Source organism: Veillonella parvula (assembly GCF_018366295.1).
GTDB classification, from domain to species: Bacteria; Bacillota; Negativicutes; order Veillonellales; family Veillonellaceae; genus Veillonella; species Veillonella parvula_P.
Genome location: NZ_JAGZIJ010000005.1, coordinates 50,283 through 73,750 on the forward strand (window position 1 = coordinate 50,283; position 23,468 = coordinate 73,750).

Sequence of the window (23,468 nt, forward strand, 5' to 3'; positions counted from 1 at the left end):
TTTCACGATTATTAAATTGCGTAAGAAACAAATCCTAAAATATGATCAACAGGAACTGGGCCGATAAACCGACTATCACTAGAATGATTGCGATTATCCCCCATCACAAATACATGACCTTCAGGAACTGTTACAGGTGTAGAACGAGTATAATTCATTTTTGTATCTTTTGTATATGGCTCTTGTAATTTCTCTCCGTTACGCCATACATACCCATCCTTAAACTCTAGTACATCACCAGGTCTACCTATTACACGTTTTACCCATACATCATTTGTTTGAGCTGATTTATTGAAAACAGATGCATAGTTCATCAATGGTTCTTTTACATCATCCACCCATGTACGAGCACGATTAACACGACTATCAATAATAACAATTTGTCCATATTCGGGCATATCATTCATTATATGATGCCATTTGGTAACAATCAAATATTGTCCATTGTGTAATGTATCATCCATTGATTCCCCAGATACTCTAGTAGGTTGAATCAAGAAAATATGAATTACCATAGCAATGATTAATGCCAATGCAATAGCATAAATCCAGTCTAATATCTCTTTTACTATTGTATTACCTAACTTATTACTCATAGTTTCCTCTTAATGACCACCTTTCGTAAATCTCCCACCAAAGACATCATGTACGTCTTGGATTGTAATAAATGCTGTAGGATCTACTTCATAAACGGTATCCTTTAATCTTGTAATTTCTAGCCGCGTTACCACAGAATACAATACATGTTTCGGTTGTTTTAAATACCCGCCTTCGCCGTACATAATAGTAACACCACGATTAAGATTAGCATTTAAGGCATCTGCAATATCTTTAGAGTTATCCGCATCAGTAATAATCATAACGCCTTTAGATTCTTCAAGACCTGTAATTGTTACGTCAATCATCTTATAAGCAATGAAATAAGCAATTAATGAATACATTGCACTATTCCAACTATAGACAAAGCCTGCCGCCCCAAGAATGACCAAGTTCATAGCCATTACGATTTCACCTACGGAGAAGGTAGACTTCTTATCCCAAATAATAGCTACAATTTCAGAACCGTCTAATGAACCGCCATTACGAATGATAAGACCTACCCCAATACCTAAGATTATACCACCAAAGATAGATCCTAAGAATGGATCTGTCGTAATCGGTGTAAAATCATGAGCAAAGTTAGAAAATATAGCCATCCAGACAATGGAGAACAATGTAGATAAGGTAAAGCCTTTACCGATTGCTCTATAGCCTAAATACAAGAATGGTAAATTGATAAGTACTACGAAAATACTAAAAGATATACCAGATAGTTCCGCAGCCATCAATGAAATACCAACTACACCACCATCGATGATGCTGTTGGGTACTAAAAATAAATCTAAGCCCACCGTATAGATGAAGGCCCCTAAAATCATCATTACACAACGCATAATAAGGTTTGACCAGTTACGCGTTGAAGTTTCATTCGTCATGATTATCTCCTTTTCCGTATAACTGCTCCATAGCATGTAATCTTTTCTCTTCTAACTCACTTGAACTCATAGTTTCTTCTTTGATTGCCGCTTCGTTCTGAGCTAATTGCTTCGTATAGCGTAAGCCAATAACGAGAGCCGTCAAATCATCTACAGGTTCTGGTGGAAATTGCATAGATGTAGGAATAATCTTACGCCACCCTGTAGGAGGATTATATTGCCAATATAATTTACGGGCTTCCTCTGTACTGTGAGATTCATCGATTAAACTAGTTGTAATCTTGTGATTGCGTCCAATTTGTTGAAGAGAAGGATACAAATGTTTATGATTTGTACCATTTCCACAAACGATATGAACGATACCATAATATTCAGTTAAAACACGCTCAATATCTTCATTGAAGGTATTTGAAGAAATAATTTTACGGTATATCATCTCACCGGAAGGTGAGACTATAGCTATACCAGTTTTCTCATTTCCTGGATCTACTGCTAAAATATATGTATTTTCAGTCATTTGATTATCCCCTTTATAAGTACAGTAGTTATATTTTAACATAAAAAGAAGGTCTTATGTTAAAAATTACATAAGACCTTCTTTTGTAATGTATGAAACCAACATACCTTCATCATATTAATTAGTTTGTATTTTTGCCTTATCATTAAAATCTGGCATTTGAGTAATACGCAACTTGAGATGAACAGGACCAGATGAATATGTATCGCCATCACTATAAGCTTCCACATGAACCTTACCACGCATAGTGCTTATTCTCTTAATGGCTGTAAACAAATCATCACCAGGTATCGTTCCAATATCACCTGATAAGGAATCAGGAATAATCCCCTTTGCCTTAGCACGCTCATTAACTTGTTTCAAGAATTGAAGCATAGAAGATTGAGCATTAGTCCCCCCATCAATTACTGTAGAGTGAATTACCTCTCCATTTTTATAGATAAATTGTTGTGGATATACTTGAATAACGGCAACTGCAGGTTCACCTGAAATAATATTTCCTGCAGCCACAACTTGAACCACCATAGGGGTTTTGGAATTGATTAACTTTTGAGTAGCTACCTCAACATTTTGTCGATCTACATACACAACGGATTGACCATTATCCTCTATACCTAATCGGCGCAAAACAAGTTTATTTGTATCATCGATAATATGTTTAATAGCATTATTACTATCTTCTTCACTTAAACCAGGTCGTACAACAGCTTGTGCTAATAGCTGATCTACTTGGAAAAGAATGGTTCCTTCCCGTAAATGAATGATGCCATTTTGCAATTGTTCTTGTGTATTTTGTAGATTCTTAATATGGGCTTCCATCTTAGCACGTGTTGCTTCAAGCTCAGCTACCTTTTGAGATACCTCTGCATAAGAGGCTTGTAAAGATGCCAGCTCGGCTTCTGTTGCATCTTTAGCAGCTTGTGCACTCGCCAATTCGGCTTTTGTAGCCTCTACTTCACGGCGAATTTGTTCAATCTCAGCCATCCGCTCTTCAAGCTCTTGTTTATTTTGTTCTAACAAAGCCTGTCCACGAATCAGTTCTTGCGTCTTTGCAGCGACCTCATTATTCAGCTGCTTCATATCAGCTCGCAACTGATCCATACCGAACAATGCGGTTCTTACACTTTGAGACGTAAAGGTTAATACTCCAACCGTAGCTGCTGCAACCAAAAGGCCTGTCACAATAGTAACTATAATAGATGTGTGCTTAGGTCGTAATCCAAAGAGGGACATACGACGTTTACCAATTTTAGTGCCTAGCTTATCCCCCATGTAAGCAATGAGACCACCCATAAGAGCGATAATTATTAAGATTTTGACACCTACTAACATCATGTCCCTCCTTTCTCCTAAGAATACAATCTGTTATTTCGATACGCGCCAATTCAAATACAATCCTGCAATAATACCTAATGTATCCGGTATTAATGCAGCCAATATGGTTGGCAATGCTCCACCTTTCCCTAATGCACCAGCAAAGGTCATCACCCCATAATAAATAAAGATGATGAGAATACTAATACCAAAGCCGATAGATGAACTAGAGCGTTGTTTTTGAAGGCCTAAAGGTGCACCTACGAGAGCAAATACAAAACTTGCCAACGGAATTGTGAAGCGTTGGTACATTTCCATTTCAAGTTTATTAGCATTAGTATAAGCAGCCTTATAAGCTCTGATTTGGTGACGTAACTCCTTAATCGTCAATTCCTCAGGCTTACGTTGATCTTGTTGAATATCTTTTGGAGCAGACTTAATCGGCAAGGATTGCTCCTTAAATTTCATGGTACGTTCAACACCATTACCAGCTGATAAATCATAGATGATACCATTCTGCATCACCCAATATTGACCATTCCAAATAGCCGTATCTGCATTTTCAACTTGTTGTAACTTGCCACCCTCCCCAAATTGTTGAACCGTAATCATGGACAACTGTTTGGTTTCAGCATCATAGCTCTTAGCATACATCAATGTGCCTAGCTCATCACCATTCATCGTTTTTAACACGATATGATTTTGTGTTTGAGGTGATGCATTTTTCATGATTTGTTCGCGCACAATCGTTTGATACATATGATTTGTACGAGGCACAACAAATTCATTAAATGCTACAGCCCCAATGGAAATGATGAGTGCAATGATATATACGGGCATGGCCAAGCGTAAAAAGCTTAGACCTCCAGCACGCATAACAACGATTTCACTAGTGCTACTCAAACGACTAAAAGTCATAAGAGAAGCCAACAAAACCGACATTGGGAATGTCAAGATAACAATACTTGGTAAAGCCAAAACAAATGCTTGCATAACAAGCAACAATGGCGCCCCATATTCAGTAATATATTGAGCAATCCTAAACAATGTGCCTGTACCAATAAAAATACTAGTAAAAGCAAAAACCCCAAATAGGAATGGGCCTACAAAGGCTTTTAAAATATATTTATCTAATAATCTCATAGCCCCTCCTATAATTTAAAGTTATCCCCTAAATAATGTTCACGAGCGATTGGATCATTCGCAATTTCATCAGGGGTACCCTCTAGGAGGATTTTACCACTACTCAAAATATAAGCCTTATCTACAATCCCCAATGTTTCACGAACATTATGGTCTGTAATCAAGATACCAATACCTCGGTTCTTAACATGTAAGATAATTTGTTGAATGTCAGCAACTGCAATTGGATCGACACCTGCAAAAGGTTCATCAAGAAGGATGAAATTAGGTTCTAAGGCGAGGCAACGTGCAATTTCTACACGACGTCGTTCACCACCAGATAATTGCATCCCCATACGGTCACGGACATGTCCAATATGAAATTCTTCAATCAATGATTCCACGATAGCTTCAATCTCATCAGGCTTTTTTGCCGTAATCTGTAGCATGGCACGAATATTGTCTTCTACAGACATGGAACGAAAGATTGATGCCTCTTGTGGTAGGTATCCAATCCCTTCAGCAGCCCGTTTATACATAGGAATATTTGTAATATCCTTGCCATCAACGGTAATGATGCCAGAGCTCGGTCTTTCAATGCCTACAATCATATAAAATGACGTAGTTTTACCGGCCCCATTAGGGCCCAATAGACCTACAACTTGGCCTTTATCAACGCGTAGACTCACCCCATCTACTACATTGCGTCCGCTAAAGGTTTTAACTAAATTTTTGGTTTCAATATACATATATTATCCTTATTTATTCGGAACAATGACAAGTGTGCTACGTCCACCTAATGTTTCAGCAGAATCATCCGCTAAACGAATTTTCAGTTCCGGTGCATTCAGTACATTACCATTTTGAACGGCATGCGCAGAACCAGATAAGAGTACAACCCCATCATTTTGGTTTGGTGTTTGCGTATATGTAGCTCGGTCAGCAGAACCAGATACGTTTCGTTCAGGATTAGAGAAAGTAACATTACCTTGCGCTACAGCACGAACTTCCTTCATCCAGCCTTCTACCTTATCACCAGTCAAGGTTGTCCCTTCAGCAATCAAACGGGCATTGCCTGTCACAAGACCGTATTCAGAGTCAGTACTATACTCAACACTGTCGCCAAAGATTTGGCGATCAGCACGTTGTAAATGAACGCTACCATTAGCAGTGAATTTATTATTATTGTAACTGTGAACTGTTTGAGCAGACATGGCCATATCAGAACCAATCATAGATACACCACCATCAAGATTTGCTTCTTGAGTTTTTGTATTGTACCAACCCTTGGCACCAGTCATAGTTTTATCCGCTTGGGTAATAACAACATTACCTGTTGCATCTGCACGACCTGAATTGCCATCATAAGACAATGTATCAGCGCTGATAGTCAACGGATCATTTGCTGCCCAAACTGTAACAGATGCGGTCATGAGTACAGCTAATATAGCCATACCAATCTGTTTTTTCTTATTCATCATATTTCCTCTCAATTACTTCTTTGTTAATTTCGCATGTCCAATGGCTTTAATAATTTTTAAGGACATATTGCCCTCAAGTTTGTCACCTGTTAGGGTTACATCCTTGCTGTTATAAGTGAAAGCCGTTTTAGATGTCAATGTTTTCGTTTTGTTATCAAAATGAAGGGCCTCAGTTTTAAATTCTGCACCTTCCGTATTAGTAGCAGTAACACCTTGATCAATATCAAGAGAGTTTCGATCACCCGTCAGTACAGCATGAGGAGCTGTAATCGTAGTAGTCACATCATCTTGATAGAACAGACCTTTCAAATTGGTCAAAACGATAGCTTTTGTACGCGGGTCATATTCAATCTTCTCAGCCGATAATGCCCATACTAGCTTGCCATCCTTTTCCTCTTGCAAGTCCGCACCTTGGAAATTAACGAGTTGTCCACTTTGATTTTGAGTGGAAGTAACCTCATTAGAGTCTTTCATAATAAATACAATAAGACCGATTAGAGCTAATACTATAGCGACCACAATGGCAATTAACTTTTTATTGTTTTTCATGTGCTCTCTCCCGTATAGCTATCTTCTTATCGTAATCAATAATTTGATCCATCTTAGTCATCCAACGATGTTGGAACCAAAGCCACTCATCTGGATGTTCACGAATAAAATCTTCTGTAACACGTACGCAGGCTTCAGTTAGACGATACATATCAACATCTTCATCGCCAGTTTCCTCATAATGTAATGCCGGCAAGATATGAACGATATGTCCTCCTTCAGGCTTACGAGATGCAAAAATAGGTACTACAGGAGAGCCAAATTTCTTTGCAAATGTGGCTGGTCCCATAACAGCTGATGAATCTTGTCCCAAAAACGGAACTGGTAAACCATTTATATATCCATCTTGGTCAGCTAAGAAGCCAAGAAGTTTTTTCTTTTTTAAAGCCTTAGCAGCAGAAACTATTTCGTTGCCACCACTAGCAAATACGTCAAGTCCCACCATCTCACGATATTCATTCATAAGGCGTGTGAATTGAGCATTAGGTTGTTTCTTAACAATTGTAGTGGAAGGGTATCCATGAGCCGCCATAGCAGCCCCCATCCATTCCCAGTTGCCTACATGACCAGTAAGAACGATAACCCCCTTATCTTCAGCAATGGCCTTTTCTAAATGTTCAACACCACGCATCTCTATATGTTTATTGATAAAGGATTTCGTCAGGTTTGGCATGTACAATACTTCCATAACACTGCGACCGAGATTCTTGAACAACTTATTAATTAATTGTTCCGCCTCTTGATCATTCATGTTCATGCCAATTTTAATATTATTTATGCCTCTAAGCTTTTGCTTCTTCGCTATTAGCCCATATACAGGACCTAAACAAGCGCCTATGAGCAAAATGAGCTTATATGGTAGTCGACAAACAAGCCAACTAATGCCTTTAACTAAATGGTATTGCCATTCGTTATTCATTCTGCCCACCTCCTTTATTGTCCATGAGCATGGGCCTCTCGCGCATAATCTGCAACAACAGAATCCCATAAACCTTGATTCTTCAAGATATATTCTACAGCCTCTCTAACGGCACCATGACCACCATTTGCGTTAGAAATAAATTTAGCTAATGATTTAACCTCTAATACCGCATTGTTTGGTGCCATCGGTAAACCTACGAGTTGAAGAGCTCCTAAATCATTAAGATCATCCCCCATGTAAGCAACCGAATCTAAGTCGATTTGATGTTTTTTACAAAGAGTTCTTAATGCTTCAGTTTTATTAGCATACCCCATAAGAAGTTCATCAAAGTGTAACTCCTTCGCACGATGCTCTACCATCGGAGATACGCGAGCCGTGATAATTGCTAACTTTATCCCTGATTTACGAGCCGCAGTCAAGCCTAAACCATCTTTTACAGAAAAAGCTTTGAGCTCTTCTCCAGTCGATGTGTAAATTAGAGTTCCATCTGATAAAACTCCATCAACATCGAGAACAATCCATTGAATATTCATTATACAATGCCTCTACGCAATAAATCCGTGATGTGAACAATGCCAAGACATACATTATTAGTATCAACCACTGGTAATACGGTGATAGGGCGGGGTTGATTTTTCTCCATCAAATGAAGCGCTTCTGCGGCCAGTTTATCCTTTGTAATCGTACGCGGCATAGACGTCATCATATCCTCTACGGGCCATTCTAAAAAATTGCTGCCAGAATCAAGTCCACGTCGAACATCACCATCAGTCACTAGACCTAACAAATGTCCTTCTTCATCAATAACATTTGTAGCACCTAACCCTTTTTCTGTCATTACAAAAAGTGCATCACGAACGGTAGCCCCTTTAAATACTGTTGGATTATCCTCGCCACCATGCATGATATTTTCTACAGTCAACAATAATTTGCGACCTAAGGAACCACCTGGATGGAATACAGCAAAGTTTTCTGGAGTAAAATGATGGCGTTCCAATAAACATACTGCTAACGCATCACCTAGTGCTAGGGCAACAGTAGTACTTGTAGTAGGTGCTAAACCCAATGGGCAAGCTTCTCGTTCTACCTCTGCCAACAATACAATATCAGAATTTTTTGCTAATGTAGACTCTGGTTTCCCTACAACACAGATTAATTTAGCCCCTATGCGGCGCAGAGACGGCAAAATACTAATAATTTCTCCTGTTTCACCACTATTAGAAAAGGCTAACACTACATCATCTTCAGTAATCATACCAAGATCACCATGCACGCCTTCACCAGGATGCATAAAAAGTGCCGGTGTCCCTGTACTAGCCAAGGTAGCCGCAATTTTACGACCAATATGACCAGATTTTCCCATTCCTGTACATACTACACGGCCCTTACAAGCCAAAATCATATTTACAGCATTTACAAAATTGTGATCCAAACGAGAACTTAATTCTTCAATAGCACGAGCTTCCTCATGAAGCACCTGTGCCGCTTGTTCTAAAATAGTCACAAATACCGCCCCTAACCTTTTACGATTTTATCAATAGCTACTAAATCACGAAGCACATCTTCGAATTGATCTAAATACAACATATTAGGACCATCAGATAATGCTTCCTCAGGATTATCGTGCACTTCAAAGAATAGCCCATCTACACCACTAGCCACAGCCGCACGCGCCAAATTTGGTACAAATTCACGGTTACCACTAGATTTAGTCCCTGCACCACCTGGTAATTGAACGCTATGAGTAGCATCAAAGATTACTGGATAGTCGAAAGAACGCATAATTGGGAACGATCTCATGTCAACTACGAGATTATTATAACCAAAGCTAAAACCACGTTCGGTAAGCATAAGATTTTCATTACCTGTTTCTTTCATTTTATTAAGAACATTTTCCATGTCCTTAGGAGCCATGAATTGACCTTTTTTAACATTTACGCATTTACCAGTTTTAGCAGCGCCGTAAACAAGATCAGTTTGACGGCATAAAAAAGCTGGAATTTGTAGAATATCTAATACTTCAGCTGCAGGTTCAATTTGCTCGATAGAGTGAATGTCACTGACAACAGGTACATTGAGTTCCTTCTTAATAGAAGCAAGCATTTTTAACCCTTCCTCAAGACCTGGTCCACGGAAGGAGTTAAAGCTAGAGCGATTAGCTTTATCAAAGGAAGCTTTAAAGATATAAGGAACACCTAAACGTTCGCATATCTCTTTTGCTCGTTTACCGATAGCTAATGTGCGGTCATAGTCCTCAATAACACATGGACCTGCAAGGACAAATAAACCCTTGCCGCCACCCACAGTAATATCTTTAATTTGAACTGTTTTCATTTATTTCTCCTCTTGCTCGTAAATTGCATTAACACGAGCTAAGTCTTCAGGTGTATCAACACCGATAAATCGTTTATTTGTTAGAATAACACGAATTGTATAACCATTCTCCAAAGCACGTAATTGTTCTAGAGATTCTGTTTGCTCCGCCGGAGTTGGCTCCATCTTAGCGTAGTTTAATAAGAACTCTCTACGATATGCATAGATGCCAATATGTTTTAGTGGCGGACGCACAAAGTCATGACGAGGATATGGGATTAAAGATCTAGAAAAATACATCGCATCATTACGATTATTTAAAATGACCTTTACCGCTGATGGCTCCTCGTACTCTTCCTCTAATAAAGGAGTAGCTACTGTGGCCATCTGCAAGTTTGGATCTTCCTCAAATAGACGTGCCAAGTCATCAATAAGATTTGGATCAATCATCGGTTCATCACCTTGGACATTGATAACAACATCTAAGTCTGTATAATGACTAGCAACCTCTGCTAATCGATCCGTCCCTGTAGGGTGATTAGGATCTGTCATCATAACAGTTCCCCCAAACTGTTGTACTGCAGAATATACGCGGTTATCATCAGTGGCTACAATTGTACATACTGTCTTTGTAGCTTGTGATACCCTTGCATAAACCCGTTCAATCATAGGTTTACCTGCAATATCAGCTAATGGTTTGCCCGGTAATCTTGTAGAACCATAACGCGCAGGAATAACACATCCAAACTTCACGATAAAACCCCATTTCTGTTATTCGTGTATCTTATTATTATACACTAAATCTCTAAATTTTCTATGAATTCTTGTTTTCCAGAAACAAATTCAATCCCTATAGATAGCACCAGAATCGGTATTTTCAAGTCTTCAATTGCATGCAACTGACTTAACTTAACTGCATCCTTTTCTGTAATGCAAATAGCATCAGCTTGATGAGCAAATGCTTGTTTCCAAATCTCAACTACATCATCATTTGAAAAGTCATGATGATCTCCAAATGGCAAGGTATGAACAACGTTATACCCTACATCAGTTAACGTTTGTGTAAAGGATTGAGGGTTTCCAATTCCACTCACAGCCATAATGCGTTGTTCCTTGTAAGCATCTACAGAAGCCCCAACAGAACCATTAGCCCACTCATCTAAGGTGTACATAAATTGCGGCTTATGTGTTGTTTCATAGACAGGTATATTGGGAATCATCTGAGTTAATCGCTTTCGAATGCCGGATACAATACCTGGTGCTACTTGATCAACCTTAGTAAGAACGATAATATCCGCACGCTGTAAACCACTAAGGGGTTCACGTAATAGTCCCCGTGGCAATACATGTTCATAGCCAAACGGATTGGATGCATCGATTAGTACAATATCAATATCTCTTGCTAGTGCACGATGTTGAAAGCCATCATCCATAATAAGACAATCGGCACCTAGCTCATTAATAGCGATTTCTGCAGATTTGGAACGTTCACGTCCAATGATTACATTAGATTTTTGTAAAACCTTAGCCAGTAACCAAGCCTCATCACCACTGATAGATGGCTCTACAAGCATTGTTCCATCTTTAGAAATAATAATATTTTTGTTATTATCTTCTGCACGGTATCCACGACTAAGAACAGTAGGATGAAGGCCCTTCTGAGTAAGCACATCACAAATAAATCGCACCATCGGTGTTTTTCCAGTACCACCAGCCGTAATGTTGCCAACGCTGATTACAGGCACTGTAACTTTCGTAACGCCTTTACCCTCATCAAATCGAGCATTGCGTATTGATACAGCTTTCTCATAACCTTTACTCAAAAGGCCTAAACTGGAGCGAGCTATATCACCTAATACGGATTGATCTTCACCACTAACGATGGATTTGAATAATGCTTCCCCACTCATAGGTGACGCCTCCTATTATGTAATACAGTAAACTAATCTACAAATTTAGTCTTACTACGGAATAATTTGATGTTTCTCAAATAGCAAACGTAACTCTTGTGTATTACGCCGCGTAGCACCACGATTTTCTTTAATGATATCCAGGCAGTTTTGCCCCATCTTTTTAGCCAAGTCTCTATCCTTACATAAACGCAAGACCATAGCGGTTAACTCTTTTCCATTCTTCACTTGCTCACAAGCATTTCGAGAGTTTAATAAGGCGAAAATTTCTTTAAAGTTAAACATATGAGGCCCAACCAAAATTGGCTTACCATGTGCAGCTGGTTCCAAAATATTATGGCCTCCAGTTTTAACAAGGGAACCACCAACAAAGATAATATCGCCTAAGCTATACAGTCGGCCAAGTTCACCAATGGTATCTAAAACGACAACGGGAATACCTTCATGAACAGGCTCCTTCATATCGCTACGACAAATAGCACTCAATTCATAACGCTTTGCAATATTTTGCACATCATGACCGCGATAAATTTCACGAGGCGCAATCAATAAACGAGCTTGTGGATACTCTTTCAATACTTGCTTGAAGGTTTCAAAAATAGCCTCTTCTTCACCTTTGTGAGTACTACCTGCAATAATGATAGGATGATTATTTCCAAAGCCAAATTCATCGAGAAGAGCTTGTTTTTCTTCATATGATACGGTGGCATATGTTTGATCGTATTTCATATTACCTGTTACCGTAATATCAGGTGTATGAGCACCTAAACTTTCAATATACGCCGCATCAAATTTGGACTGCATGCAGAAACGCTCAATAGAACGTAACATTTCACGTGTAAAAGCACTGATATACTTATAACGTTTCATACTGCGATCTGAAATGCGTCCATTAACCATCATAACTGGAATATTTTCCGATTCGGCGATACGCAAGAAGTTTGGCCAGATTTCAGTTTCTACGAGTAAAATAGTAATCGGCTTAATAATATGTAAAATTTTACGAGTTAAATATGGTAAATCAAGGGGAAAGAAAATAATTCCTTCTGCTTCAGCAATGATACGATGAGCCATAGCATGACCAGTAGCAGTAACTACAGACACGACCACAACAGCTTCAGGAAACTCCTTTTTGACTTCTTTTACCAATGGACTGGTAGCCACAATTTCCCCTACAGAAGCGGCGTGAATCCAAATAGCACGACGCCCTTCAATTTTCTTTAATAGTGAAGCTGGCATATAGCCTGCACTCTGTTTGATACGCTCATAAAATCCATCTTCAAAGGCAAGTCGGTATAAAATAACCGGAATCAAGCCAATCCAATAGAATATGAGCAATACGTTATATATCCAGTACATGGTTATCCTTTATTGGAGAATTGAACGGAATAAAGATGGTTGTACAATCCGCCGTCAATAGCTAATAGCTCTTGGTGAGTCCCCTGCTCTACCAAGCGGCCTTGATTGAGTACAACAATTTGATGAGCATTTTGAACAGTGCTCAATCGATGGGCAATAACAAATGCCGTACGCCCTTTCATAAGGCGATCTAACGCCTCTTGCACAAGTTTTTCACTCTCCGTATCTAAAGCAGATGTGGCTTCATCTAAAATTAGAATTCGAGGATCTTTTAAAATAGCACGTGCGATAGCAACCCGTTGACGTTGTCCACCAGATAATGAACTGCCTCGTTCACCTACAATCGTATCGAGACCATCAGGCATTTTCTCAACGAACTCAAGTACGTTAGCCGCTTTAGCCGCTTCATACACTTCTTCATCAGAGGCATCTAAACGACCATACAAGATGTTCTCTTTGATAGTAGCATTGAATAAAACGGTTTCTTGTGGTACAAGACCGATTTGTTCACGCAAGGATTTAAAAGTAACATCTTTCACGTCATAACCATCTATTGTTATAGAACCACTGGTTACATCATAGAAACGAGGTAGTAGGTTAGCGAGAGTTGTCTTACCTGCACCGGATGGACCAACGAGGGCCACACTTTCACCAGCCTTAACAGACAAGGTAAAGTTTTCCAATGCAGTCTTTTCACCACCATAGGAGAAGGAAACATCGTTGAATTCTACATTGCCTGTAATATTAGGCAATGTAACAGCATCAGGTTTCTCCACAACATCAGTTTTAGTATCTAAAATCTCAAATACGCGATCAGCAGCAGCCAATGCTTTTTGAATATTACCATATACTTGGCTCAAACGTTTTACTGGGTTCGACAAGTTAATCGCATAAATCAAGAAGGCAATCAAAGAACCAGCAGTGATAGCACCTGTTACTACGGAGTAACCACCGTACCAAAGGATGACCGCTACAGCGATTGCCGCAGAAAACTCAACCATTGGACTTAATAAACTAGTCAATTTAGTGGCTTTAATAACCGCTTTAAAGTTACGGTCGTTTTCATCTTCAAAGCGCTTGCGCTCAAAATCTTCACGAGCAAAAGATTTTACAACGCGAACTGCACTGATTACTTCTTGTAAAAGTGCCGTAATATCAGCTACACGGCCTTGAACATCGTGCCCTGCCACGCGAAGCTTTTTACCAAAAACATTAATAATCACTAAAACTACGGGAACCGTAATAAAAGTAACTAACGTCAATTTCCAGTCAATGAGAAGCATGGACACCAAGGAACCGATAAGTGTTACAGATTCAGTGATAAAAGAAATCAAGTTATCTACCACGGCCGTTTGCAATGCAGCTACGTCATTTGTAAGATTACTCATGATAACGCCCGTCTTACGACGATCGAAATAGGATAAGCTTAATTTTTGTAGATGATTAAAAATAGCCTCACGTACATCGATAATCACGCGCTGTCCGATGTAGGACATATTATAGGTTTGACCATAGGTAGCAAAGCCACGAATTAGGAAAATGAGTATAATAGCACCTACAATAAGGTTCAACATAAACATATTCTTTTCATCTAATACTTGGTCTACTACATTCTTAATTAGCCAAGGTACTACCAAATAGGCAGCAGCAGCGACAATCATGCAGAACACTGCAAAAAGCATTCGCTTATAATAAGGCTTTACAAAATATAAGAGCCTAGAATAACTATTCATTACATTTCTCCTTACCGAGATTGTACACAAGATGTGCTACTCGTTTTACTGCACCAGGCTCACCTAATTTATGACGTACTTCGCGCAATTCACTACGCATAGCTTCATTTTTCTCTACATCACTGAGCAATGGTTCCACCAAAGATACAATCGCGTCTGGTGTGACAGCATCTTGTAATAATTCAGGAATGACCTCTTTACCAGCTACAATATTAGGCAAGCCCACATGTGTTACATTCACAACCATCTTACCAATACCATACGTAATTGGAGATACACGATACAATAATACCGTTGGCAATTCCATCATCGCCGTTTCTAATGTAGCCGTTCCTGATGCAGCAAGGCACACATCACAAATCTGCATCAAGTCATATGTATGGTCTTCCGTAATCGTAACAGGTACCTTATGAGCATCGATAAAAGCTTCTAGCTCACTTCGATCAATCGTATGTGCTCGAGGCAAGAAGAATTGAACATCTTCATGTTTCGCCATCAATTGCTCACCACTTTTTAGCATCGTATCAAGCAAGGATAAAACCTCTTGTTTACGACTGCCAGGCATGAGCAATACTTTTTTAGCCTCTTTACGAGCCCCAAAGTATTCTTCGGCCGCATCCTTAGTCATCGTAGGATGTACAATATCGAGTAAAGGATGACCTACAAAATCTACATCACATTTGTACTTGCGATACGCTTCAGCTTCAAATGGGAAGATAGATGCTACCTTGGTTACATACTTACGAATTGTATTACCACGACTACTGTGCCAAGCCCAAATCGTTGGAGCAATATAATATAAAACAGGAATCTCCAATTCATGAGCCACCGCAGCTAATTTCATATTAAAACCTGGATAATCTACACAAACGAGAATATCTGGTTTTTCCTTCATCATGACACGTTTCAAGTACGTGCGCAGCTTAAAGAATTTTGGCAATGACTTCACAATCTCTACAATACCAATGACACCAAGGTTCTTAATGTCATACACGATACGAACACCAGCGCGTTCCATCAGGGTGCCACCCATACCAAACATCTCTACAGAAGGATCTATTTCTCTCAATGCATTGGCCACACTTGCCGCATGAGTATCGCCGGAAGCTTCACCGGCGGAAAACATGACTTTCATTATGCATCCTTTCTGGAATTTACAAATTCTTGGTCTACAGCACAGATAACAATACCATGACGATCTGCCATATTAAGCACGTCTTGTTGTTGTACAAAAATAGTCTTTTCCGCTTCTACAGCTAGCACCTTACAACCGCTATCAATCATAGACATGAGAGTTTTTATGCCTACTGCTGGCACATCAAAGCGTACGTCTTGATTTGGTTTTTCGGTTTTAACGACAACCGCATCCCCACGACCGAGTTCGCCACCTCGTAAGATACACTTATCAGTACCTTCAATGGCTTCAATTGCCATGACCGCCTTATGCTTAACAACAACGGTTTGACCAATATCAAGGGCCCCCATTTGTTTAGCTAATTCAAAACCAAAACAAATGTCAGCCCATTGCTCATCTGTAGGTTGTGCTTTTGAAAGCACTCCTACCTTTGGCATAAATGGTTTCAAGTATACGGTTTGATCTAATACTTTAAAGCCTTCTCGTTCGATTTCATCAACGATGGCAAGCATAATCGTATCATCTTTACGATTTTTGAGCCGCTTTAAGACTCCTAATGTTTTTAAATCAGGAAATGTAAGGCCTTTAAAGAGAATCTCTTTAGTGACTTTTCCAAGCATAGTTAACTCTTGAACCTCTTCTTTTTTCAAGGTTTTAAAGATTTTACCTAGTTTAGCAACACCAATATCATAGAAAGCATCAGCCTCAGCCTTTAGAGCTGGGTCTATATCAGGTACTACACCGATAACAACCACCTCGTGGCCCAATACATGAGCGGCACGCATGAATTCTACAGGCAAAACACCTATGCCCGCAATTAATCCTACCTTTGCCAAGACTATACCTCCTAGATGGCCTCACGGCCTATATATCAATTAGTAATTTCAAGTTCCCTATGAAAAGGCCTAAAAATAGACATAATCATATACAATATATTGTACTATAAATAGCTACTTTTTACCATTAAAAAGCCATGGTTTATGCCCTTTTCTTCATCATTTTATTATAATTCCCTTATTCCTTTTAAGCACTAAAAAATCTACGATTATATCTATCAAAACTTTTCTATAAATATAAAAATATAATGTAAATTATCATTGATATAAAACTCAACTAGTAATAATGCACACAAAAAGACCTCGTACATTGTACGAGGTCCTCATAATTAGTCGCGACGAGTACGCATAATTCCCCTATCAGCATTGCGTAGGAAGCGTAATAAATTTTCAATTTCTACGGAAGAATCCAATTGTAATTCCATTTCTTCAATCGCCTTAGATAAGCTGAATCCAGAACGATAAATAATACGGAATGCCTGTTTCAAATCACGTCGTACATCTTCGGAAATCCCTGCACGAGATAGGCCTACAGAGTTTAGACCGATAACACGTGCCGGTTGACCATCAGCAATTACGTAAGGTGGGATATCTTGTACCACCTTAGCCATCCCGCCAACCATTGCATTACGACCGATTTTAACAAATTGATGAATACCTGCAAGGCCACCAATAACAACGCGATCTTCAACGATAGCGTGCCCTGCAAGACCAGCACAATTACTCATTATTACATTATTACCAACGATACAGTTATGAGCCACATGTGTACAGGCTTGAAGTAAACAATTATTGCCTACACGTGTTTCTTCACCTTCACCAGTAGCGCGGCTAATAGTTACGAATTCACGAATAACCGTTTCATCGCCAATATTACAATAGCTTTTTTCGCCTTTAAATTTTAAATCTTGCGGTTCCAACCCAATAGATGCGTTAGGATAAATTTCACAACGCTTACCAATGGTTGTCCAACCACCAATTACAACATGTGCACCGATTTGTGTGCCATCGCCAATCTCGACATGTTCGCCGATAACAGCGCCAGGACCTACGATTACATCTTTGCCCAATTTAGCATTTGGATGGACTATGGCTGTACTATGGATGTTGGATTTCGCATTTTCCATGCCTACAACTATCACTACAATCACTCCTCATTCTATTATACAAGGGCAAACATGTATTCACCGCTAGCGCACAATTTGTCGCCAACATAGGCACGGCCTTCAACCTTGCCCATTTTACCTTTAATTTTAACAATATCTACCTCCATGCGAACTTGATCGCCAGGTTTTACAGGATGGCGGAAACGCACTTTATCAATACCTGTAAACATAGGAGTAAGACCACGATTTTCCTCAGGGTATAATAATGCAATACCACCGACTTGAGCAATAGCTTCAGTCAATAATACACCTGGCATAACTGGGTTCCCTGGAAAGTGACCTTGGAAGAACAATTCGTTGAATGTAGCATTTTTAATACCCACAGCACGTTTCATAGGTTCTAACTCAACAATGCGATCAACCAAAAGCATTGGGTAACGATGAGGTAAAATTTCTAAAATATCTTCGTGATTAAGAATCATGGCTGTGTCTCCCTTATTTCTTCCATTATACTGCGAGCCAATCTTGAATTTAATTCATGACTCGATTTCAAAGCAATTACATGGCCTTCAATCGGTCCTAACAAGAATAAATCCCCTATAACATCTAATGCTTTATGGCGAACTAATTCATCCTCAAAGCGTGGTATAGATAGACATTTCTCATCATCATAGACTAATGCATTATCTAGGCTACCGCCTTTTGCAAGCCCCATGGCCTGTAATTGTTCCAATTCCTTCATAAATCCGATAGTCCTAGCCGATCCAATGTGTGCTTTGAAATACTCAGGCGATACTTCAAAATCACATTGTTGCGTACCAAGCAACGGATGGCTGTTAATTGATGTAAAAGTCATGCGATAGCCATCATATGGCAAAATCACAATAAAACGATCCCCATCATAAACAGCATGAGATCGAGTCACTTTGTATATATGACGCGATGCTATTTGTTCTTCAATGCCAGCCTCTTCAATAAGATTGACAAAAATAGCACTACTACCATCACCTACAGGAGGTTCTGGAGAATCCATTTCAATATAACAGTTATCAATATTCATAGCACTGAACGCTGCCATCACATGTTCAACAGTAAATACCTTTGCTTCACCATTTTCCAGCGTGGTAGCGCGCATAGTGTTCGTCACATTATCAATGTGTGCTCGCACAGAAGGATGCCCTTCAATGTCCGTGCGGACAAACACAATTCCTGTATCTTCAGGTGCAGGCTTAAAAACCATATGTACTGGTTCACCGCTATGAAGGCCAATCCCTTGATATGAAACAGCCTTTTTTATTGTTTGTTGTGGCTTACTCATAAGAATGTCCTTTCATAATCCGAATTCACGTTTACTATACACCAATATGTATTATACCCTATTTGCATAGGCGTTACAAGAAATTTACCATATATTACGCTAATTGGAAAGACTATTCTTAGTCTTTAAAATTTTAATAGATTATTTTTAAACACTAAGTTATAAGTTATAAAATAAAAAGAGATTTCATCCATGCTAGTAGGAATCAGTTTCATCTTGAAGACTCCACAATCGCATAAACAAAATCTCTTTAAAATTATTAACTATTGAAAAACATCAGGTGGTGTATCTATTTGTTCACCATAAAAACGACGAGTCCATTTCCAACGGTTATGAAGCCAGAACCAATCTTCAGGATATCGTCGAATATAATCTTCAATAAACTCATTTAGACGAGTTGTTGTTACCGCTATATCACGCTTTTTATCATCTGTACGTTCCACATAAATTGGTGGATGTGCTTCAATCTCATATTTCTCAGAAAACGGGCTATAATGTATGGTTACAAAAATAATAGGCACATCTTGCATACGAGCCAGTACAGCTGGCCCAGCAGCCGTCAATGTTTCATAGCCAAAGAATGGTACAAGAACGCCATCATCACCAGGGTCCTGATCCATAATAAGGCCTAAAAATGCACCTTTTTTTAGTTCATTAATCATTTCACGAACACCTGTTTTATAGGTCACATGTTGATGCATAATCCGACGATATTCATTGATAAACTTATCGGCATCACCATTCTGTTTCATAGCCACAGAAATCAGCGGATATCCTTCAGAAGCAAGAACGCCACCTAAAAGTTCCCAGTTACCACTATGAACAGCAGCTAAAATTGCACCTCGACCATTTTCTAAGGCATCATCTAAGTACTCTCGATTAATAAACTCCACCATATCTTTGTATGCGCCATCTTTAATTTCAGGATAGCGCAATACATCAATAATCATACGGCCAAAGCGTGTAGTACTAGCTTTCGCAATACGTCGAGCTTCTTTAGGATCATCTGTAATATTACAGAATAAAATTTGGCCTATCGCCAGGCGCTTGCGTTTAGGTGGCACCACTAACCACACAATTTCACCAAGCAATGTACCAATAGCATATTGCAAACCTTTAGGTAATAAGCAAATAAAGGCACTAAAGATTTTCATAAACCTATACATGGATTATTAGCTCTCCTTAAGCTGTGCTTTCAAAGCGTCAATTTCTTTTTGTAATTGTTTTACAGTTTTCACCATTTCTGGCAAACGATTCTCGTAAGCAGCCAATTTCAACCACTCTTTATGAGGTCTCATTGGATACCCAGCCATAACAGAATTAGAAGGCACATTGCCAGTAATTCCTGTTTTACCTGCAAATTGTACATTATCTCCAATTGTAATATGACCTGTACAGCCTGTTTGTCCTGCAAAGATTACATGGTTACCACATTTTGTACTACCTGCAATCCCAACCTGTGCGATTAAGAAACAATCTTCTCCAATCTCAACATTGTGGCCAAGGTGAACAAGATTGTCAATTTTGGTACCGCGGCGTACCAAGGTAGATCCCATTGTAGCATTGTCGATAGTAGTGCAAGAGCCAATTTCTACATCATCTTCAAGAATAACATTGCCTACTTGAGGAATATGCGTATGAATACCATTTTCTGTGGCAAAACCAAAACCTTCACCACCGATAACTGCTTTAGCACGCAATACAACGCGTTTACCCAAAATACAGTTCTCATGTACGATAGCACCCGCATAGATGTCAGAATCTTCCCCAATTCGTACATTATGACCAATATATACATAAGGTCGAATCGTTACATTATCACCGATAACAGCATTATCATTAATAACACAATAGGCACCAATAGCTACATTTTTACCAAGTGTAACATTCTTGCCAATAATAGCAGTACTATGCACTTCACGGGGAACTACAACAGGTGGATGGAATACTTCTAGCACTTGGGCAAATGCAGATTTTGCATTATCAACTACGATTTGCGCCATCGGTGCATTTTTTACTTCTGATTCAACGATAACAGCACCCGCTTGGCATAACGCAATATGTTCAACATATTCACCAATTGCAAAAGTTATGGATTGTTTTACCGCTTGTTCAAAGCTACGTGTCTCAGTAATGACAATAGACTCATCCCCTATAAGTTGACCGCCTACTAAATTTGCGAGTTCCTGTAAAGTTTTTTCCAAGGCAAACTCCCTCCCCTGTGGTAATCCTCAATTATTGTGCAGCTTCAGTTGTACTTGTTGTAGCTTGATCTGCTTGCTGTGCATTTTGCTGAGCATCTTGTTGCTCTTGGGCTTTAGCCGCATTTTCAACTTCTTTGATTTGATCGTCAGAAGCTTTACCCATTTTTGTGATCAAATCATCGGTTACATCAGAGCCACCACCAACAACAGCGCCTTTTTCAATAATAACATCAAGTTTTTTTTCTTTCACAAGTTCATTGATTTTTTGTTCTTGATATTGACGGTATTCTTGTGCTTTTGCATTTGCAAAGGCATTTAATTCTTGATTCGCTTGGTTAAATACATTTTGTTTAGATGCTTCATCAGCAGCAGCAATTTTAGCATCTAATTCCGCTTTTTTAGCGTTAATCTCTTTAGTAATTTCAATACCTTTTTCAGTACTATTTGCTACTTTCACGCTATCCACATAGCCAACATTGTTAGAACCACAACCACCTAAGATAGCCATAGAAGCTACTAAAGCTGCACTTAATACTAAAGATTTAATACGTTTATTCATAATATAACTCCTTATTGAACTCGATAAGACGCCTTCACTGCATCAGTAATATCAAGCCCTTTAATATTACCACCATCATCGATGATGACTAAATCTAAATGTTGTTCCTCAGCAATAATTGTTACGCGCATACGAACATCTTCTAAAATAGCCTCATGAAGTGCACTCACTTCAGCTTCTTTATCTGAAAGTTTTTTTGCCCATGTATCATTCCAATCTTGCGCCACAGGCAGATTATTATTAGCAATGATGGCTTGTGCTTGTTGTTGCACCATGGAGTCACGTTTCTCAGCTAATTCCTTCTGTAGGGATGCAGCGTATTGATTGAGCTCTTCCTGCCCTTTTTGTTGCATTGGAGCAAGCTCAGCCTGTACCTTTGCTTTAATTGAATCCACATCGAAATCCGACGGTTTTCTCTTAGCTAATAATTCTTTTAATCTTTCTTCTTTTTTAGCCTTTTCAGCCATAGCCGCCACCCTTTGTGCATCATCTATATATACACGTGCATCATCTATATATACACGTGCATCATAGGCATATAAGTCTAATTGAAGGTTTACGATTTCCAGATCATATTCATTAGTACTAACCTTTAACTCAGCTAAATACTTTTGAGTCAATTCATTGCGCTTCGAATTTAATTGCTGATTTAGTTCATTTTCTTTTGTTGCAATACGAGTTTGCAATTCTACCGTAAGAGCATCTGACAAGGTTGAATCCAGTGCAAGTGTTTTCAACTGTTCATCTTGTGTCTCTGACTTGGCATTTAAGGCTTGTTGTTCAAGTTCATATTGACGTTGTAAAAGTTCCAGTTCATTCTTGGCTTGTTTATAATCCGCATAGGATGGATTAAACTCTAGTACATCATCAATGCGTACAACACCTATTGACATGCCATCAGGACCCTGTTGGCGATTTGTTACAAAACCATAGGCCCAAACCATAGCACTTATTGCAGCAACGAGAAATATGACTAGTCCTATATATCGTTGTTTCCCGTTCATTGTCGTTCTCCCTTACATAGAACTACAGTTTATTTTTTTGCATCAGTAGCTAGTTTTTTCAATACTTGATCTGTAATGTCAACACCGCCATATAGTACAGTATCTTTAGTCATAACAACGCTAAGACCCTTAGCATCACCAACCGCTTTTGCAGCCTCCATAGCTTTATCTTGAACGGATTTAGCAATTTCTTGATCTTTTTTAGCTAGGTTTTGACGCGCTTCTTCAGCGATTTTTTGTTTAGTAGCATCATCTTGTGCTGCATCAATTTTAGCTTGCGTTTCTTGTTGTAATTGGCTTTGATAGCTCATATACTCTTGAGCTGCAGAGATATAAATTGGATTATCTTGAGACAACATACGAGATGTATCGATAACCCCAATAGTACTAGTCCCACTATTACTACTAGGCGAAGCCATTTGCGTATAAGCTAACGCACCAATACCAACAATAAAAATTGCAGCAATGACGATGGAAAAAATCTTTACATTCGCCTTGTTGTTCATCATTCGCATCATAATAGAGTGCCCTCATTTCTTTAAATCACTGCATCAAAGGATGCCATATAGAGATATTGGTGAAAGCCTCTTTAAAAAGAGGCCTTCACCATA

At 39.0% G+C, this 23,468-nt stretch carries 26 protein-coding genes; all 26 read right to left on the bottom strand.

From position 1 onward, the window contains the following. Positions 1-11: 11 nt before the first annotated feature. Positions 12-596 carry a signal peptidase I gene (gene lepB, locus KHY58_RS05930; RefSeq protein ID WP_024061006.1) on the bottom strand — a complete coding sequence of 195 codons (585 nt, stop codon included), beginning with the start codon at positions 594-596 and terminating at the stop codon, positions 12-14. A gap of 9 nt (positions 597-605) precedes the next feature. Continuing rightward, positions 606-1,475: a YitT family protein gene (locus KHY58_RS05935; RefSeq protein ID WP_004695514.1), complete on the bottom strand. Its 870-nt coding sequence runs from the start codon at positions 1,473-1,475 to the stop codon at positions 606-608. After that, positions 1,465-1,992, bottom strand: a complete 528-nt coding sequence (locus tag KHY58_RS05940) for a hypothetical protein (protein WP_105087076.1) — start codon at positions 1,990-1,992, stop codon at positions 1,465-1,467. Before KHY58_RS05940 ends, KHY58_RS05935 begins: the two co-directional genes overlap by 11 nt. A gap of 117 nt (positions 1,993-2,109) precedes the next feature. Next, the gene (locus KHY58_RS05945; protein ID WP_004695510.1) at positions 2,110-3,324 is read right to left on the bottom strand and encodes a DUF3084 domain-containing protein; all 1,215 of its coding nucleotides are present in this window, start codon (positions 3,322-3,324) and stop codon (positions 2,110-2,112) included. 33 nt (positions 3,325-3,357) lie between these two features. Beyond that, the gene (locus KHY58_RS05950; RefSeq protein ID WP_105087056.1) at positions 3,358-4,449 is read right to left on the bottom strand and encodes an LptF/LptG family permease; all 1,092 of its coding nucleotides are present in this window, start codon (positions 4,447-4,449) and stop codon (positions 3,358-3,360) included. A gap of 8 nt (positions 4,450-4,457) precedes the next feature. Beyond that, positions 4,458-5,177, bottom strand: coding sequence for an LPS export ABC transporter ATP-binding protein (gene lptB / locus KHY58_RS05955; protein WP_004695507.1), 720 nt, complete (start codon positions 5,175-5,177; stop codon positions 4,458-4,460). Positions 5,178-5,186: 9 nt separating this feature from the next. Further along, a complete protein-coding gene (locus KHY58_RS05960) occupies positions 5,187-5,909 on the bottom strand; it encodes an LptA/OstA family protein (RefSeq protein WP_004695505.1) in 723 nt (240 codons plus the stop codon). A gap of 12 nt (positions 5,910-5,921) precedes the next feature. Further along, positions 5,922-6,458 carry an LPS export ABC transporter periplasmic protein LptC gene (lptC, locus tag KHY58_RS05965; protein ID WP_278472499.1) on the bottom strand — a complete coding sequence of 179 codons (537 nt, stop codon included), beginning with the start codon at positions 6,456-6,458 and terminating at the stop codon, positions 5,922-5,924. Next, positions 6,445-7,377, bottom strand: a complete 933-nt coding sequence (locus KHY58_RS05970; protein WP_004695502.1) for a lysophospholipid acyltransferase family protein — start codon at positions 7,375-7,377, stop codon at positions 6,445-6,447. Before KHY58_RS05970 ends, lptC begins: the two co-directional genes overlap by 14 nt. 14 nt (positions 7,378-7,391) lie before the next feature. Continuing rightward, positions 7,392-7,913 (bottom strand): KdsC family phosphatase, encoded by a 522-nt coding sequence (locus tag KHY58_RS05975; protein WP_278472502.1) that lies wholly within the window; start codon positions 7,911-7,913, stop codon positions 7,392-7,394. Then, positions 7,913-8,884 (bottom strand): KpsF/GutQ family sugar-phosphate isomerase, encoded by a 972-nt coding sequence (locus tag KHY58_RS05980; RefSeq protein ID WP_004695498.1) that lies wholly within the window; start codon positions 8,882-8,884, stop codon positions 7,913-7,915. Before KHY58_RS05980 ends, KHY58_RS05975 begins: the two co-directional genes overlap by 1 nt. Before the next feature lie 11 nt (positions 8,885-8,895). After that, a complete protein-coding gene (gene kdsA, locus KHY58_RS05985) occupies positions 8,896-9,714 on the bottom strand; it encodes a 3-deoxy-8-phosphooctulonate synthase (protein ID WP_004695496.1) in 819 nt (272 codons plus the stop codon). Beyond that, positions 9,715-10,446: a 3-deoxy-manno-octulosonate cytidylyltransferase gene (gene kdsB, locus KHY58_RS05990; protein ID WP_004695494.1), complete on the bottom strand. Its 732-nt coding sequence runs from the start codon at positions 10,444-10,446 to the stop codon at positions 9,715-9,717. Between the two features lie 44 nt (positions 10,447-10,490). Next, positions 10,491-11,603, bottom strand: a complete 1,113-nt coding sequence (lpxK, locus tag KHY58_RS05995) for a tetraacyldisaccharide 4'-kinase (protein ID WP_004695492.1) — start codon at positions 11,601-11,603, stop codon at positions 10,491-10,493. 54 nt (positions 11,604-11,657) lie between these two features. Then, complete coding sequence (locus KHY58_RS06000) at positions 11,658-12,962, bottom strand: 3-deoxy-D-manno-octulosonic acid transferase (protein WP_278472505.1); 1,305 nt, start codon at positions 12,960-12,962, stop codon at positions 11,658-11,660. 2 nt (positions 12,963-12,964) lie between these two features. Then, complete coding sequence (locus KHY58_RS06005; protein WP_278472507.1) at positions 12,965-14,695, bottom strand: ABC transporter ATP-binding protein; 1,731 nt, start codon at positions 14,693-14,695, stop codon at positions 12,965-12,967. After that, complete coding sequence (gene lpxB / locus KHY58_RS06010; RefSeq protein WP_004698443.1) at positions 14,688-15,830, bottom strand: lipid-A-disaccharide synthase; 1,143 nt, start codon at positions 15,828-15,830, stop codon at positions 14,688-14,690. Before lpxB ends, KHY58_RS06005 begins: the two co-directional genes overlap by 8 nt. Next, entirely contained in the window at positions 15,830-16,666 is an 837-nt protein-coding gene (locus tag KHY58_RS06015) for an LpxI family protein (RefSeq protein WP_004698445.1), read from the bottom strand. The genes lpxB and KHY58_RS06015 overlap by 1 nt, the downstream gene beginning before the upstream one ends. A gap of 329 nt (positions 16,667-16,995) precedes the next feature. Beyond that, positions 16,996-17,808 carry an acyl-ACP--UDP-N-acetylglucosamine O-acyltransferase gene (gene lpxA / locus KHY58_RS06020; protein ID WP_004698481.1) on the bottom strand — a complete coding sequence of 271 codons (813 nt, stop codon included), beginning with the start codon at positions 17,806-17,808 and terminating at the stop codon, positions 16,996-16,998. Positions 17,809-17,828: 20 nt separating this feature from the next. Next, positions 17,829-18,254, bottom strand: a complete 426-nt coding sequence (fabZ, locus tag KHY58_RS06025; protein WP_004695477.1) for a 3-hydroxyacyl-ACP dehydratase FabZ — start codon at positions 18,252-18,254, stop codon at positions 17,829-17,831. After that, positions 18,251-19,090 (bottom strand): UDP-3-O-acyl-N-acetylglucosamine deacetylase, encoded by an 840-nt coding sequence (lpxC, locus tag KHY58_RS06030; RefSeq protein WP_004695472.1) that lies wholly within the window; start codon positions 19,088-19,090, stop codon positions 18,251-18,253. The genes fabZ and lpxC overlap by 4 nt, the downstream gene beginning before the upstream one ends. A 263-nt stretch (positions 19,091-19,353) precedes the next feature. Further along, positions 19,354-20,256, bottom strand: coding sequence for a lysophospholipid acyltransferase family protein (locus KHY58_RS06035; RefSeq protein WP_004698501.1), 903 nt, complete (start codon positions 20,254-20,256; stop codon positions 19,354-19,356). A 6-nt stretch (positions 20,257-20,262) separates the two neighbouring features. Continuing rightward, a complete protein-coding gene (lpxD, locus tag KHY58_RS06040; protein ID WP_004695469.1) occupies positions 20,263-21,294 on the bottom strand; it encodes a UDP-3-O-(3-hydroxymyristoyl)glucosamine N-acyltransferase in 1,032 nt (343 codons plus the stop codon). 31 nt (positions 21,295-21,325) lie between these two features. Continuing rightward, positions 21,326-21,853, bottom strand: a complete 528-nt coding sequence (locus KHY58_RS06045; protein ID WP_004695467.1) for an OmpH family outer membrane protein — start codon at positions 21,851-21,853, stop codon at positions 21,326-21,328. Between the two features lie 11 nt (positions 21,854-21,864). Next, positions 21,865-22,857 (bottom strand): hypothetical protein, encoded by a 993-nt coding sequence (locus tag KHY58_RS06050; RefSeq protein ID WP_278472510.1) that lies wholly within the window; start codon positions 22,855-22,857, stop codon positions 21,865-21,867. Positions 22,858-22,886: 29 nt separating this feature from the next. After that, positions 22,887-23,375, bottom strand: coding sequence for an OmpH family outer membrane protein (locus KHY58_RS06055; protein WP_004695463.1), 489 nt, complete (start codon positions 23,373-23,375; stop codon positions 22,887-22,889). Positions 23,376-23,468: the final 93 nt, after the last annotated feature.

What these genes read in the sequence shown, in the direction of transcription:
- lepB (WP_024061006.1), bottom strand. Translation starts at nt 596, where the DNA reads ATGAGTAATAAGTTAGGTAATACAATAGTAAAAGAGATATTAGACTGG.
- KHY58_RS05935 (WP_004695514.1), bottom strand. Translation starts at nt 1,475, where the DNA reads ATGACGAATGAAACTTCAACGCGTAACTGGTCAAACCTTATTATGCGT.
- KHY58_RS05940 (WP_105087076.1), bottom strand. Translation starts at nt 1,992, where the DNA reads ATGACTGAAAATACATATATTTTAGCAGTAGATCCAGGAAATGAGAAA.
- KHY58_RS05945 (WP_004695510.1), bottom strand. Translation starts at nt 3,324, where the DNA reads ATGTTAGTAGGTGTCAAAATCTTAATAATTATCGCTCTTATGGGTGGT.
- KHY58_RS05950 (WP_105087056.1), bottom strand. Translation starts at nt 4,449, where the DNA reads ATGAGATTATTAGATAAATATATTTTAAAAGCCTTTGTAGGCCCATTC.
- lptB (WP_004695507.1), bottom strand. Translation starts at nt 5,177, where the DNA reads ATGTATATTGAAACCAAAAATTTAGTTAAAACCTTTAGCGGACGCAAT.
- KHY58_RS05960 (WP_004695505.1), bottom strand. Translation starts at nt 5,909, where the DNA reads ATGATGAATAAGAAAAAACAGATTGGTATGGCTATATTAGCTGTACTC.
- lptC (WP_278472499.1), bottom strand. Translation starts at nt 6,458, where the DNA reads ATGAAAAACAATAAAAAGTTAATTGCCATTGTGGTCGCTATAGTATTA.
- KHY58_RS05970 (WP_004695502.1), bottom strand. Translation starts at nt 7,377, where the DNA reads ATGAATAACGAATGGCAATACCATTTAGTTAAAGGCATTAGTTGGCTT.
- KHY58_RS05975 (WP_278472502.1), bottom strand. Translation starts at nt 7,913, where the DNA reads ATGAATATTCAATGGATTGTTCTCGATGTTGATGGAGTTTTATCAGAT.
- kdsA (WP_004695496.1), bottom strand. Translation starts at nt 9,714, where the DNA reads ATGAAAACAGTTCAAATTAAAGATATTACTGTGGGTGGCGGCAAGGGT.
- lpxK (WP_004695492.1), bottom strand. Translation starts at nt 11,603, where the DNA reads ATGAGTGGGGAAGCATTATTCAAATCCATCGTTAGTGGTGAAGATCAA.
- KHY58_RS06000 (WP_278472505.1), bottom strand. Translation starts at nt 12,962, where the DNA reads ATGTACTGGATATATAACGTATTGCTCATATTCTATTGGATTGGCTTG.
- KHY58_RS06005 (WP_278472507.1), bottom strand. Translation starts at nt 14,695, where the DNA reads ATGAATAGTTATTCTAGGCTCTTATATTTTGTAAAGCCTTATTATAAG.
- lpxB (WP_004698443.1), bottom strand. Translation starts at nt 15,830, where the DNA reads ATGAAAGTCATGTTTTCCGCCGGTGAAGCTTCCGGCGATACTCATGCG.
- fabZ (WP_004695477.1), bottom strand. Translation starts at nt 18,254, where the DNA reads ATGATTCTTAATCACGAAGATATTTTAGAAATTTTACCTCATCGTTAC.
- lpxC (WP_004695472.1), bottom strand. Translation starts at nt 19,090, where the DNA reads ATGAGTAAGCCACAACAAACAATAAAAAAGGCTGTTTCATATCAAGGG.
- KHY58_RS06035 (WP_004698501.1), bottom strand. Translation starts at nt 20,256, where the DNA reads ATGTATAGGTTTATGAAAATCTTTAGTGCCTTTATTTGCTTATTACCT.
- KHY58_RS06045 (WP_004695467.1), bottom strand. Translation starts at nt 21,853, where the DNA reads ATGAATAAACGTATTAAATCTTTAGTATTAAGTGCAGCTTTAGTAGCT.
- KHY58_RS06050 (WP_278472510.1), bottom strand. Translation starts at nt 22,857, where the DNA reads ATGAACGGGAAACAACGATATATAGGACTAGTCATATTTCTCGTTGCT.
- KHY58_RS06055 (WP_004695463.1), bottom strand. Translation starts at nt 23,375, where the DNA reads ATGATGCGAATGATGAACAACAAGGCGAATGTAAAGATTTTTTCCATC.